Below are 12,851 nucleotides of genomic sequence, written 5' to 3'. Positions count from 1 at the left end.
TCAGTAATGAAGAATCAACAGGTTCTCAGCCGAATTCCCACGAATCAAAAGCGGATTGCTTTAACTTTTGATATTGCTAACGGTCATGAAGTACCCCAGCGGATGTTGCCTCTTTTGCAAAAGCTTGGAGTATACAAAGCTACATTTTTTATAACAGGCATTTGGGCTGAGGACCACCCACAGATCGCGAAGCGGATTAGGCAAATGGGTTACGAGATTGGGTCGCATGGATATAGGCATCAGGATTACAGGAAACACAACAACACATGGATCGAGAATGAAGTGAGATTAGCTCAGAAGGCGATATGGCGAGCGACAGGAGTGTGGCCTCGACTTTTACGTACACCCGGAGGTGATATGGACCGGCGTGTCATTCAGAAGCTTCAGTTAATGAATAAGACTATTGTACATTGGGATGTAGACTCGTTGGATTGGAAGCTCCGACGAATTCATACCATTGTAAAACGGGTTGTTCCGTTTACGCGTCCAGGTTCCATTATTTTGCTACATGCGAATGATCCTTGGGATCAAAGTTTGAAGGCAGTGCCTATTATCGTTCGTAAACTAAGACGTAAGGGCTACCGATTTTCAACGGTCTCAGAGCTGTTGTAGCAGTGACAAATTTTGTGGGATTCAGGAGCCAATTTAATGAAGATAACTCGAGAAGAAAATCGTGCAAGACAATTTCAATCAGAAGATGTGTCCGTTATCGCTTGCACAAACCGTGCAGAGCACTTTAATAGATTGCTTGCAAACTATAGTCGGCAAAAGTATGTTGCCAAAGAACTAATCATCATACTGAACAAGGATTCCATGGAACTGAAAGATTATATTAAAAAATCCAAAACAAGAAGCGATGTCCGGATGTATCAAGTCCCCGAAAAAAAGTCACTTGGCCATTGTCTGAATTATGCTGTTAGTCAGGCGAAATATCAAGTCGTAGCAAGATTTGACGACGACGATTATTACTCACCCTATTATCTGAACACAATGATGTATACATTGAAACAATCCAAAGCAGACATTGTGGGAAAAAGAGCTTGTCTCGTATACCTTGAATCCAGTTCTAAACTGTTATTACGTCATCCAAAGGAAAAGAATCGTCCTGTAGACCAAGTTTCCGGGGCCACGTTGTTATTCCGAAAAAAGGTATTTAACAAAGTTCGATTTCATTCGGTGTCGCTTGGAGAATGTGTAGGGTTTTTGATACGGTGTAAGCGGAGTGGTTACAAGATATATGCATCGGATTGTTCCCATTACGTCATCAGACGTCGTGTCCATAAATCAAGCCACACATGGAAAATCAGTGATCGAAAGTTACTTGCCCAGAGTGTTGAGCTAAAAGGAAGTGGTAGAGATTACAAGAGATATGCTTTATTGCAATATTATGCAAATAAATGACGCCCGATTCTCAATTGGGGGCGTAGTCTCTTCACCCATGTTGAGGTGGATTTGTCAGGATTGAAGAAATAGAGAGAACCAGATGAGGGATCGCGTCCCTTTAGCGCTTCCTTTGCGGCTCGATAGGCTCGTTGGTCAGGCCTAAGCCAGAATTGACCATTGCTAACTACAGTAAATGCAAGAGGTTCAGTAATAACTTCGACAAGAGAGTTGGGGAATTCGGGTGATTTTAACCGATTCAACACAACTGCACCGACAGCGACCATTCCACGGTACGGTTCACCTCTAGATTCACTATAAATTGTTCTAGCTAATAGATTTAACTGGAGGTCTCCGGATGTTAGTTCTTTCAGACGAGGTATGGTCAAGCGATGTAATTCTTGTTTAGGACTTATTTTGAAATCATGCTGAAATGCAATCAAATTGGCACGTAACGTTTTTTTATTATATCCCAACAACATCAATCGTTCTTTATGCGTCATCACACAACCTCCTAAATAAACTTGGAATCTTATATGATTAATCTATGAAAAGGAAAAGCATTGCGAACCTCCCTATACCCATCTTCAGTCCAAAGGAGGAAGAACATGAGTAAGCCAATCATTGCGATTACAGGCAGTTCGGGTAAGACTACAACGAAAGAGATGATTGCATCCATCTTGCAAACTCGTTGGAGGACATTCAAGTCTATAGAGAATGGGAATGATACCTGGTTTACCTCTCAATATAAAAAACAAATCAACTCCTACTATAAGGCCGTTGTCTTAGAGTATGGGATGAAAAAGAGAGGGGATATCAAACGCCATTGTGAGCTAATTCAACCGAACATCGGAGTAATCACTAATGTAGGTCGTGCCCATATCGCTCATTTTAAAAACGGAGTGCGTGGTATTGCGACAGCTAAATCGGAGCTTATTACTGGGATGAACCGTAAGGGGATGCTATTTCTAAATAAGGATGATCACTATTCCAAACTACTGAACCTTAAGTCTTTCCAAGGCCAAATGATAACAGTAGGAATACGAAACAAGGCGGATTTTAACGCATGGCATATTCGATACAGCTCAAAAGGGATGATTTTTAATGTTCGGTTAGGCCAAAAGGAGCATACGTTTCATATTCCTTGTTTTGGAAAATGTAATGTATACAATGCTGTATTTGCTATCGCCGTTTCGCATCATCTTGGTTGTTCGGTTACAGAGATAAAACGAGGATTTTATAATATGAAAAATCCCTATGGTCGCCTGTCTGTGAGCAAGATTCGCCGTAAAATGATTGTGATTAATGATAGTTTCAATACGAAGCCTGAACTTGATTCGGCGCTTGATGTTTTGTTACATGTTGGATCAAATGGGGGGAGAAAGATTGCAGTTCTGGGTGACATACGGGATCTGGGGGAACATGCTAAAAAGATTCATTTGGCACAAGGCCGCAAGTTGGGAACGAAGAAGCTAGACTTGTTATATACGTACGGTCTTCACTCTAAATACCTAGGCATTGGAGCACAGCAAACAGGCATGTCAGCACAACAAGTGAAGCATTTCACTCGAATATCCTCATTAAAAAGAGCGCTAGCTATGCAAAGAAGAACAGGAGATTCTTTTTTGCTAAAAGGTTCGACCAATGGTCATCCTGTCAAATTGATGCATCTGGCGGAATGGCTTATTCGCTAATCATGAAACTATATATCGTAGAACATAAATAAAACAAAAGAAAGGAAAAAGGTACCTTTCTTTTGTTTTGTCTTATCATAATATCTATATTCATTAGCGTCGCTTTAAACTAAACACATCAAATAATACTATCTCTTATGGTTCATTATTTTGGCTTTTTTTGGATAAATCGTATCTGGATTGATTTATGGATAAAGCAATTATCTAAACGAAGTCACAAAACTACTGAACAGCGTCCGGACATCATACTGATACTGGTTGATCGGCTCAATTGGACGATTTTCTCCAAGTAAAGTGTATACCGCGATTCGTGCTGCTCGGACCGAATATTCTTCTGTGAATACCACGTCATCGGGAATCTCGCAGAATTGGCTGATGAAGGCCAGATTGGTGGAGCCTTCAGGTACAACCTTAGGTCTGTCGCTGTTTAGTCTAGGCATGAATTGCGCTGTAATGTATGGCATCATGCATGGAATGCAGTTGGCGGTCGCCATGATCTCCTCTTGATGTTCCTGAAAATGAAGATGGGCGATCAACTCCTGCATAATTTCTTCGCCAGTACAATCACACATTCTTTTCTTCACGTAATCGCCCACGTTATCCGGGTATAATCCGTATCCCCAGAATACGTTGACATGCTCCGGCTGACCGCGGAAGTGCGGTTGAAAGGCCAGAACGACAGACATGAACCAGCTGGAATCCTTGAAAGTAACCAGAGCACCGGTACCTGCCCGGTTACGTGTGAATTTCTCCATCAGATCAAAGAAGACCGAATCCTGGAAGGTGACCGTAAACGATTCCCATTTGGACTCATCCACATGATCATTAAAAGAAGAAGGGTTGCCCAGCAACGGTTTCTTGGCGGCAATGTTCTCCCACAGCTTCCATGAGCTGCCCTTGCCGTTCAGTTTCGGTGCGGAAGTCATGGAGCCGATATCGGCCCCTTCGGTCATCGAACCGTTTGTGACAATGACGAGATCACCTTCGAGGATGTCAATGACTTCCTCTTCACCTTCCCTGAGCACATGCATCCGACTTACCGTAATGCCGTCTCCGTCTTTGAAATCCAGATCGGTAACCGTACATTTCAGCGTGAAATCAACGCCAAACGGCTCCAGGTAGTTATGCAATGGCAGGATAATCGAGTCATATTGGTTGAACGGTGTGCGGGTGACACCTTCCAGCGTTTGAATTCTTGGGAATTCGTGAAAAAAGCGAAGCATGTATCTTTTGAATTCCACGGCGCTATGCCAAGGCTGGAAAGCGAAGGTGGTCGCCCACATATACCAGAAGTTTGTTTTGAAAAAATGAGGGCCAAACCAGTCGTTGATTCGCAATTTACCCAGCGTGTCTTCAGGAGTAATAATCAGTTTGCCCATCGCCAACCGGTCCGCCATATCAAAACCCATGGAGAGCACATCTTCGACCTTGCCGTCACGGTTGATGAGCCGCGCATTGGAATGTGTGGGATTGGCATCGTCAAATTCGGTGATTTCCTGTCGGACAGATATGCCCGGACGGTCGATGGAAGGGATGGAAGCCAGCAGCTCCCATAGATTCTCATAGGCCTCGTCATTGAGCATCCGTCCGCCACGGATGATATATCCTTGATCGGGATTACCAGCACCGTCATTGCTACCGCCGAGAATCGGCATTTCTTCGATAATGTGAATATGTTCTCCGGGAAAGTCACAATCTCTAACCAGATAAGCTGCACCCGCCAAAGATGCAATGCCGCCGCCTACAAAATAGACCTGTTTATTACCATGTTCTTTCTTCACGATCATTCGCCTCCAAAAGTTACTGTAATCACATCCCTAATGTAAACCTTGCAGGTTCCGTAAGGTATGATCAAAAGAAAGGGAGTGTCCAATTTTTGGTCACTTGTAGTAAAGTGTCTAAAACCTAGGCATAGATCACATGTGAAAAAAGCCGCGCATCCTTAAGTGGATGGCAGCTTATTCTCATACCTGTGCAGTGCTCTCAGGAAATTGCCTTCGATTAGCTCACTGAGCTTCTCAATAATCTGTTTTGGCGGTTCTTGCATGTTGCCCCTCATCCATTGAATGATCAGCCCGGTGAAAGCCAGGGTATAAAAGTTGGCGACAAACTCTTTGTCTTCACCGCAGACCTTAATCCCACAGGCCAGCTCATCAATAACACCCATGATCAGATTATGGGTTACTTCATAGAGGTATACATCCAGGTGGGTACGCCCGAGCGAGTTGAGTGTGTTGCAGCAGAACGTTTTGTTGTTCTCGATGTAACAAAAGATTTTATAGAATCCGTCCGTCCATGTGCTGTAGCTTCGGTACTCCGTAAGACTCTCCACCGCTTCAGTCTGATAGATCCACCCAAGTAGCGCGTAAATATCCTGAAAATGATAATAAAAGGTTTGCCTGTTCACTCCGCAATTCTCCACCAGATGTTTGACCGTAATCTTGTTCAATGGAGTATGCTCCATCAGTGATTTAAGCGAGTGAGCCAGCGCATTTTTGGTCAGGTGAGAAGCAGACACAACATTCACCTCATCATTTTGGATTAGCTTACCGGGGCGCAACAGCACGTAAACACTCATGGCAAAAGTCCCGCGCCGAAGTCGCTAAGCACAAACAAGTCAAAATGCAGGAATCCCGAAAGACCCTCCCATCCACAAAACCCCTTTAGCTATCAACATCTTCGTTACCCGATCCACATCATACTCCATAAGGTTCATTCTAAGTACTGAATATCAATCGATTCAAACAAACCTCCAAAGGCCAACGCTTGAGTTATCTCTATCAAAACCCTTAAAAGTTAGCCGTCGTCTAAAACCAGTCACAATAAAGCAACCGCTGTAAAAGCTGAAACCTAGTGAAGGAGACCGAATCAAAAAAGACTATAAGGTCGCGTATGTTATCTCCCATACACTAAACCATTAAAACCGAGACCTCGTCTATAAAATCAGTCATAGGAACAATGATAACGAAGTTATCGAGAAAAAAATCGAAAAAGTGTTCAGTAGCCCATCATTAAGGTAATCTATCACACTAACCCATCAAAGTGAGACCCAACCCTCTAAAGCACCATGATAAAGCTACAACGTAACGATCGAGACAAAATCAAAGAAACGGCCTATAGGGCTACCGTGTTGTTATCACTAATACACTAACCTTTTTAAAAGTAAGCCTCCATCGTCTCCATCATAAAAAGCAACCATCAAAAAAACTACAATTTCACCAAAGAAACAAGAACCAAAGAACCAAAGAAACAAGAAACAAGAAACAAGAAACAAGAAACAAGAAACAAGAAACAAAATCAAAAAAACAAAAAAACAAAAAAATAAAATAAATAACAAAAAAACGACCCGAAGGCCGTCATTTTGTTCTCCCTATTACACTAACCATTCAATAGTTAGGCTCAATCTTAAAATCAGTCATGCGAGAAGCTGCAACGTAGTGGAGGGGACGAAATCGATTCTGAAGAAGCGGAGCGTTCGCCTTTATCGTCGGATTTTACCCTTTGAGAAGGGGAATCCAAAAAATCCGACGATAACAGCGATCTAAAGAACGATTCGGCACCGGAACGTCCACTCAGCACGCCCTCATGAACTGGTTTTAAACACGACGAGTCCGAACTATTACAAACTCTTCAGAAATTGAACAATCGTCAACAACCCTTTATCAAAGTTCTCCAGGTTGAAGTGCTCGTTCGGTGCATGCAGGTTCTCATCCGGCAAGCCAAAGCCCATCATAACAGCAGGGATTTCGAGTACACGTGAGAGTTTCTCAACAATCGGAATGGAGCCGCCATCTTTGGTAAAGAGGGCACGAACGCCATACACGTGCTCATACGCGTCTGCTGCTTTTTGCAGAATTGGATTGGAAGGATCGGTGTTGAAAGCAAAAGCTTTTTCGATCTGTTTCACATGCAGCGTTGCACCTGGTTGAACGTGAGCGCGCAGATGTGCTTCGATACGATCCAATACATGTTGTGGATCTTGATCCGCCACGAGGCGGCATGTAATTTTGGCATGAGCTTCCTTCGGAATAACCGTTTTGCTGCCTTCGCCCTGGAAACCACCCCATACGCCATTCAGTTCCAATGTTGGACGAGCGCCAACACGTTCCACGAACGAGTAACCTTCTTCGCCGTACAATTGCTCCAGCCCAAGGTCTTGACGAAGCTGTTCTTCATTGAAGCCCTGTTTCACAAATTCTTCTCTCATCTCAGGAGACAGTGGCAGTACGCCGTCGTAGAAACCATCTACACTTACACGGCCTTGCTCATCATGCAACGAAGCGAGCAGTGATACGAGTGCGTGCAGTGCGTTAGGTACACCACCACCAAATGAACCGGAGTGCAAGTCGGTATTGGCTGTGTTCAGATCCACGTGAAGCGAGCAAAGGCCTCGCAGGCCAGTGGAGATAGCCGGTTTACCTTTTTCAAGTAGAGATGTATCCGAGATCAGTATCATGTCTGCACGTAGCTTGTCTGTATGTTCATTCAGATAGATGGGCAAGTTCGGGCTGGAGATTTCCTCTTCGCCTTCAATGCAGAACTTGATGTTAACTGGCAGTTCTTTGTTTTCGGCGAGAATGGCTTCTACTGCCTTGATATGTAGGAAGATCTGTCCTTTGTCATCCGTTGCACCACGGGCATACAGCTTGCCATCACGAACGGTAGGTTCAAAAGGAGGTGTCTCCCACAGGTTAAGTGGATCAACAGGTTGTACATCATAGTGTCCATAGATCAGAGCCGTTGGTTTGCCGGGTGCATGCAGGTGATCTGCATAGACAATCGGATGTCCAGCCGTTTGAATGACCTCTACGTTTTCCATGCCTGCACGTGTGAGCGCATCTGCTGCCCATTGTGCTGCACGGTTAATATCCTCTTTATGCTCTGAAATGGCAGAGATACTTGGAATGGACAACCATTCATTCAGTTCTGCCAGGTGTTTTTCTCTATTTTGTTCAAAATAAGTCTGTTCTTTCATTAAAAAGGCCTCCTTCATGTTTGCTATATCTCATTGTAATCCATTTTGTCATGTTAATAAAACATTGGTTAAAAAAATGATCGGTTACAGATCGTTTCATTCACCTGAGGAATGTGCGTATAATACAAGAAAAGGATTTCATCCATATATTCTCAGGGGAGTTGAGGAAGTTTCCATGACAGTCAGACTCGATGCAAGCAGGCAGGTGAGCAGCGATGGAACCGACTAGGAGCGATCGAATATTTGGCAGATTCAAGCGGTTATCCGAGTTGAAGGCTGGAAGGCATAAAGGACGATTTTATCGAAACAGCCTCATGCTTATTTTACTCATTGCCAGCATTCCCGGACTAATCACAGGTATCGTCATGTATCAACAGGTTGTTGGCCGGATGGAAACCGAGTTCAATCAGATGCACCAGAACCAGATTGAGAACCGGGCACGTAATGTGGATGACCAGCTGGCTTATCTGGAGATGAACTTATCCCATTGGGCTTTTGAACCGAGGTTTGGCAATGCACTGCGAACGTTGGATTTTGTATATTATTTCAATGAAACGCAGGAGATTGTGACTACCTTATACGTATTACAAGGTTCTCATCCACTGATCAAGTCAGCACAGCTGTATTTGCAGGAACCGAAGCCAATCTTGTTTAATCGGGATTATACCGAATTGAACGATGAAGCGAAAGTACAAGCCTATGATCGATACCTTTCCATGGGGAACCACGTGTACTGGACAGACTGGGTTTCCAGCATCAACAGAGACACCGAACCTTCGACCAACGATAGTCCACTGCATACGGATGCAGGCAATGCACTTGTTCTAGTACATAAGATACCGGGGGAGAGCATTAATCCGTTTGGTGCACTGATCATCACGCTGGATAACGAGAAAGTCGCCAGTTTATTGAAAACGCTTACTCCTTATGACGAAGGTTTGACGTTCCTTATGGATCAGGAAGGAAACACACTGGTTACCGGGAATCCGGGAACGGCGGGAGAGACTTCTGCTTTTGAGCAGCAGCTAAAAGAAGAAGTAGCCCTGCATGCGGGCAGCCGCTCATTCCTGTTCCGATATGAGGATCAGACCTATTCTGTCTCATACGGTTCATTGAGCCGGATCGATTCAGACTGGACTTATGTCTCCGCAGCACCTCTGACCTCAGTCACTTCGCCAGTCAAACTGGTATCCAAAATCATCGTCATTGCGAGTGCAGGCAGTCTCATCCTGGGATTATTGTTATCCTGGTTTGCTTCCCGCCGCATCTATTCGCCTGTAGCACGGATGCTGCATCTGCTTACGCCTGGCAGAAACGAAACAACACCAACGGATGCCAAGCTGGACGAGTTTAAGCTGCTGGAGCAACAGTGGAACGAACTGACCTCCCGCAGTGTCACGGCACATCGCCAATTGCAGGAACAGCTTCCTCATCTGCGCGACAGTTTTGTCTTACAACTTGTGCAGGGGCATCTATACGCCTATAACGAGCAGGATCTCCAGCAACGCATGCGTCATCTCGGATTTGAGTTGGAGGGCCAGCAGTATTTGCTGGTGCAGATGTATTTTACGGGGTACGAGCAGCTGCAAGGCAGATTTGGAAGCCAGGACACGGGATTAGTCACCTTTGCAGCAGTGAATATTACACAGGAAGTTGCGAAAAATTATTTCAGGCAGATCAGTGTCATGAACTTTCATGACCTGTCATCCGCCATGCTTGTGATCGCTCCCCAGGACGAACCTGTGAAGTCACAAGCGTTGTTATGGGGACAGGAACTGGTGGAGGTCATTGGACGTACGCTCAAAATGAAGGTGACCTTGATGGTCAGTCGCCCAGCGGCTTCACTACAGGAACTGCCCGGACGATTCGTCGAGATGGAACAGGCCGTGGCTTATCGCAGTGTGGAGGAAGGAAGTCAGATTCTCGATCTGGAGGATGAGGCATGTTTCTGCAGAAACGAAGCAGCTTCCTATCCGCTTGGGCTGGAACGGGAGTTGTTACAGGCGGTCAGGCTGGGCAAACAAGTCGAAGCAGAACGTGTGCTGGAACAATTCATGAGTGAGATTACGCGGACGGGCAGTACCGAATTTCAGGTGCAACAGATGATGCTTCAATTGCTTGGCAGCATTCAGCACATGATGTTGCAAACGGGTGTCACACCTTATAAGCTGTTTGGTGGTTACAACATGTATGAGCAACTATCCGGTATTCGTGAACCTGTACAGATGAAGCAATGGATGATGAATGAGGTACTCATACCTTATATACAAGAGGTTGAGGTACGATCGCAGGAACCGCTGAAACTGGTGGTGGAACGAACGATGTTGTATATCGATACACATTACCGCAGCGACATTTCGCTGGAGAATTGTGCTGACGAGGAGCAGATGACACCCTATGCACTGAGTAAGGCTTTCAAACAGGTATCGGGCATCAACTTTATTGATTATTTGACACGTGTGAGAATGGATGCGGCGAAGCAATTGTTGCGGGAGACAACGATGAAAATCAATGATGTTGCAGCGGCTGTGGGATATCAGCACAGTTATTTTAATCGGATCTTCAAGAAACAGGAGGGAGTTACCCCGAGTCAGTATCGCGATCAATGGTTTGGACAATAACCTTTTATATCTTTGTCATTTCAGACCGGCATTCGGCTTTAGCGGATGCCGGTTTTTTCTTTTTTTTACCGTGATACAAAGAAGGATAAACCCGCAAAAATGTGCAATTCTACCCGCTACGTTATGTGCAATTTCTTGTGAAAATGGCGTTATAGCGGGCTTTTCGGCCATCATGTCGTAGCAATGCAAAAAATGAAGGTTGCCGGAAACCAGGCGTCTGTATAGTCTGAATAACAGGTTAATTGATAACGCTTACATCGTTGAGGGAGGGGAGACATGATGAACGGGAAGACGGACTGGAATACCAACGGCACTGCAACTGCTCAAGCGGATATGGCAACAAGACCATTAAAACAAGAGTCCAATTGGAAAAGGCAGATCAAACGAAACAAGTGGTTATATGTGCTTGTGCTTCCCGGCTTTTTGTACTTTGTCATCTTTAAATACTTGCCCATGTGGGGGATCATCATTGCCTTTCAGGACTACCAGCCTTTCCTGGGCATCCGGGAGAGTAACTGGGTAGGGCTAGAGAACTTTACGAACTTTTTCTCCAATCCGGACTTCTTCCGACTATTACGTAATACGCTGGTCCTTGCCCTGTATGATCTCATCTTCTTTTTCCCGGCACCAATCATTATCGCTTTGTTATTAAATGAAATTCGGGTCGCTTTCTTCAAAAGAACGATTCAAACGCTGGTCTATGTACCCCATTTTGTATCGATGGTTATTATCGCGAGTATCACGTACGTGTTCCTGACCCCGCAGGGCGGGGTGTTATACGACCTGATCGCCTGGATTACAGGCAAGCCCATTGATGTACTCTCCAGCCCGGGTTCGTTCCGCCCGCTCATTATTGTTCAGATGATGTGGAAGGAGATGGGTTGGGGCACAATCATTTTCTTGGCAGCCCTCGCAGGTGTAGATACGGAACAATATGAAGCCTCCATTGTGGATGGCGCTGGACGATTACGGCGGATGTGGCATATCACACTTCCAGCCATTCGTACGACCATAGTTATTTTGCTCATTCTCAGGCTGGGGAACTTCCTCGATACCGGATTTGAGCAGATCTATCTGATGACCAACTCCCTCAACCGGGATGTGGCGGACGTATTTGATACGTATGTGTACACGGTGGGGATTACGCAAGGTGCATTCAGTTACAGTACCGCTGTGGGACTATTCAAGTCTGTGGTGGGGATCATTCTGGTACTTGGCAGTAATAAACTTGCGAAAAAATTCGGCCATCCCGGAATTTATTAAGGAGGAGCGCCCATGAACAGCCGTCTATACAACAGCCCTGCCGGCAAGGTATTTGATATCTTCAATTACGTCATGCTGGGGATTCTGGGCATATTAACCGTCCTTCCGTTCCTGTATATTATAGGGAATTCTTTCGCAACGGAAGCCGAGATCACCGAACGCAGTTTTTTCCTCATTCCGAAGGTGTTTTCCTTCAGCGCGTATGAGTACATCTTTTCATCGTCCACGATCTTTCGCAGCATTGGTGTTTCCATTTTCATCACGGTGGCAGGTACACTGGTCAATCTGTTCTTCACACTAACGATGGCCTATCCACTATCCAGAAGTGACTTCTGGGGTCGTAACGTCATGATGAACATGGTGATTTTCTCGATGTTATTTGGCGGTGGCATGATTCCAACGTATCTCGTCATTCGTGGACTGGGACTGCTCGATTCTTACTGGGCCCTTATGCTTCCTGGCGCGATCAGCGCTTTTAACTTAATAGTTGTCAAAAACTTTTTTCAGCAAATGCCGCCCGGGCTGGAGGAAGCGGCCCGTATCGACGGCTGTTCGGATCTCGGGGTGCTGTGGCGAATTGTTCTGCCTTTATCCAAACCGGTCATCGCTACGTTTGCTTTGTTCTACGCCGTAGGCCACTGGAACAACTTTTTCTCGGCACTCCTGTACATTTCCGATAGTGACAAATGGCCTCTGCAAGTCATGCTGAGACAGATCGTGTTGCTTTCGCAAGCCAGTGTCGGAGATATGGCAAACATGGACCCCAATTTTGTACAGCCACCAGAGCAGTCGATCAAAATGGCGGTGATCGTTGTAGGTACCATTCCGATTTTGCTGGTGTATCCGTTTTTGCAGAAGCATTTTGCCAAAGGTGTCATGTTAGGTTCAATCAAAGGCTAAAGCCAAGGGGGAGAACGT

General features: G+C 45.2%; 10 protein-coding genes. 6 read left to right on the top strand and 4 right to left on the bottom strand.

The window, feature by feature from the left end; genetic code table 11:
• The first annotated feature begins 6 nt into the window (after positions 1-6).
• A complete protein-coding gene (locus MKY01_RS25635; protein ID WP_127548210.1) occupies positions 7-612 on the top strand; it encodes a polysaccharide deacetylase family protein in 606 nt (201 codons plus the stop codon).
• A gap of 36 nt (positions 613-648) precedes the next feature.
• The gene (locus MKY01_RS25630) at positions 649-1,401 is read left to right on the top strand and encodes a glycosyltransferase (RefSeq protein ID WP_127548212.1); all 753 of its coding nucleotides are present in this window, start codon (positions 649-651) and stop codon (positions 1,399-1,401) included.
• Here the strand turns inward: MKY01_RS25630 and MKY01_RS25625 are convergent.
• A complete protein-coding gene (locus MKY01_RS25625) occupies positions 1,386-1,883 on the bottom strand; it encodes a cell wall hydrolase (protein ID WP_074096282.1) in 498 nt (165 codons plus the stop codon). The two genes, MKY01_RS25630 and MKY01_RS25625, sit on opposite strands and share 16 nt — an antisense overlap.
• Before the next feature lie 105 nt (positions 1,884-1,988).
• Here MKY01_RS25625 and murF point away from each other — a divergent pair, with 105 nt between their 5' ends.
• Positions 1,989-3,074 carry a UDP-N-acetylmuramoyl-tripeptide--D-alanyl-D-alanine ligase gene (gene murF, locus MKY01_RS25620; RefSeq protein WP_339284109.1) on the top strand — a complete coding sequence of 362 codons (1,086 nt, stop codon included), beginning with the start codon at positions 1,989-1,991 and terminating at the stop codon, positions 3,072-3,074.
• 200 nt (positions 3,075-3,274) lie between these two features.
• On the opposite strand, the gene MKY01_RS25615 is transcribed toward murF, so the two are convergent.
• From MKY01_RS25615 to MKY01_RS25605, 3 genes are all read right to left on the bottom strand, one after another.
• Positions 3,275-4,861, bottom strand: coding sequence for an oleate hydratase (locus MKY01_RS25615; RefSeq protein WP_339284108.1), 1,587 nt, complete (start codon positions 4,859-4,861; stop codon positions 3,275-3,277).
• A 155-nt stretch (positions 4,862-5,016) separates the two neighbouring features.
• Complete coding sequence (locus MKY01_RS25610) at positions 5,017-5,592, bottom strand: TetR-like C-terminal domain-containing protein (RefSeq protein ID WP_339284107.1); 576 nt, start codon at positions 5,590-5,592, stop codon at positions 5,017-5,019.
• A 1,101-nt stretch (positions 5,593-6,693) separates the two neighbouring features.
• The gene (locus MKY01_RS25605) at positions 6,694-8,049 is read right to left on the bottom strand and encodes a dipeptidase (RefSeq protein ID WP_076253298.1); all 1,356 of its coding nucleotides are present in this window, start codon (positions 8,047-8,049) and stop codon (positions 6,694-6,696) included.
• 215 nt (positions 8,050-8,264) lie between these two features.
• Here MKY01_RS25605 and MKY01_RS25600 point away from each other — a divergent pair, with 215 nt between their 5' ends.
• The 3 genes from MKY01_RS25600 (at position 8,265) to MKY01_RS25590 (ending at position 12,833) form a co-directional block, all read left to right on the top strand.
• A complete protein-coding gene (locus MKY01_RS25600) occupies positions 8,265-10,670 on the top strand; it encodes an AraC family transcriptional regulator (RefSeq protein ID WP_282320363.1) in 2,406 nt (801 codons plus the stop codon).
• 333 nt (positions 10,671-11,003) lie between these two features.
• Positions 11,004-11,933, top strand: coding sequence for a sugar ABC transporter permease (locus tag MKY01_RS25595; protein WP_026081491.1), 930 nt, complete (start codon positions 11,004-11,006; stop codon positions 11,931-11,933).
• A gap of 12 nt (positions 11,934-11,945) precedes the next feature.
• Complete coding sequence (locus MKY01_RS25590) at positions 11,946-12,833, top strand: carbohydrate ABC transporter permease (RefSeq protein WP_017692544.1); 888 nt, start codon at positions 11,946-11,948, stop codon at positions 12,831-12,833.
• Positions 12,834-12,851 lie beyond the last annotated feature (18 nt).

Origin of the sequence: Paenibacillus sp. FSL R5-0486, assembly GCF_037975155.1 — a bacterium.
Lineage (GTDB): Bacteria > Bacillota > Bacilli > Paenibacillales > Paenibacillaceae > Paenibacillus > Paenibacillus amylolyticus.
This window is presented reverse-complemented; position numbering and strand designations above follow the sequence as displayed.

What these genes read in the sequence shown, in the direction of transcription:
- MKY01_RS25635 (WP_127548210.1), top strand. Translation starts at nt 7, where the DNA reads ATGAAGAATCAACAGGTTCTCAGCCGAATTCCCACGAATCAAAAGCGG.
- MKY01_RS25630 (WP_127548212.1), top strand. Translation starts at nt 649, where the DNA reads ATGAAGATAACTCGAGAAGAAAATCGTGCAAGACAATTTCAATCAGAA.
- MKY01_RS25625 (WP_074096282.1), bottom strand. Translation starts at nt 1,883, where the DNA reads ATGACGCATAAAGAACGATTGATGTTGTTGGGATATAATAAAAAAACG.
- murF (WP_339284109.1), top strand. Translation starts at nt 1,989, where the DNA reads ATGAGTAAGCCAATCATTGCGATTACAGGCAGTTCGGGTAAGACTACA.
- MKY01_RS25615 (WP_339284108.1), bottom strand. Translation starts at nt 4,861, where the DNA reads ATGATCGTGAAGAAAGAACATGGTAATAAACAGGTCTATTTTGTAGGC.
- MKY01_RS25605 (WP_076253298.1), bottom strand. Translation starts at nt 8,049, where the DNA reads ATGAAAGAACAGACTTATTTTGAACAAAATAGAGAAAAACACCTGGCA.
- MKY01_RS25600 (WP_282320363.1), top strand. Translation starts at nt 8,265, where the DNA reads ATGGAACCGACTAGGAGCGATCGAATATTTGGCAGATTCAAGCGGTTA.
- MKY01_RS25595 (WP_026081491.1), top strand. Translation starts at nt 11,004, where the DNA reads ATGGCAACAAGACCATTAAAACAAGAGTCCAATTGGAAAAGGCAGATC.
- MKY01_RS25590 (WP_017692544.1), top strand. Translation starts at nt 11,946, where the DNA reads ATGAACAGCCGTCTATACAACAGCCCTGCCGGCAAGGTATTTGATATC.